General features: G+C 45.8%; 1 protein-coding gene. It reads left to right on the forward strand.

Annotated features, from left to right (window positions below):
- On the forward strand, positions 1-351 hold a 351-nt coding region (locus A3729_RS10175), incomplete at its 5' end, for an acyl-CoA dehydrogenase family protein (RefSeq protein ID WP_255376388.1).
- Between the last annotated feature and the right edge of the window lie 9 nt (positions 352-360).

Consider the following 360-nt stretch of genomic DNA (forward strand, 5'->3'; position numbering starts at 1 on the left):
GCATACGTTAAAGAGCGTAAAGCCTTCGGCCGTGAAATAGCATCGTTCCAGAACACCCAGTTTAAGCTTGCCGAAATGTCAGCAACCTTGACGATGGCGCGTGTATTTGTCGATAAATGCTTAGAGCTGCATATTAATAAGCAACTAGATGTGGTGACCGCAGCGAAGCTTAAATTATTGACTACCGAGATTCAGTGTGACGTGATAGATGAATGTTTACAGCTACATGGTGGTTACGGCTACATGTGGGAGTATCCGGTTGCGCGCGCTTACGCAGATGCGCGTGTTCAGAAGATCTATGCTGGTACAAATGAAATCATGAAGTTGATTATCGGCCGCTCGATGGTCTAAAGGAAGTAG

The sequence above is a fragment of the Oleiphilus sp. HI0043 genome (assembly GCF_001634935.1).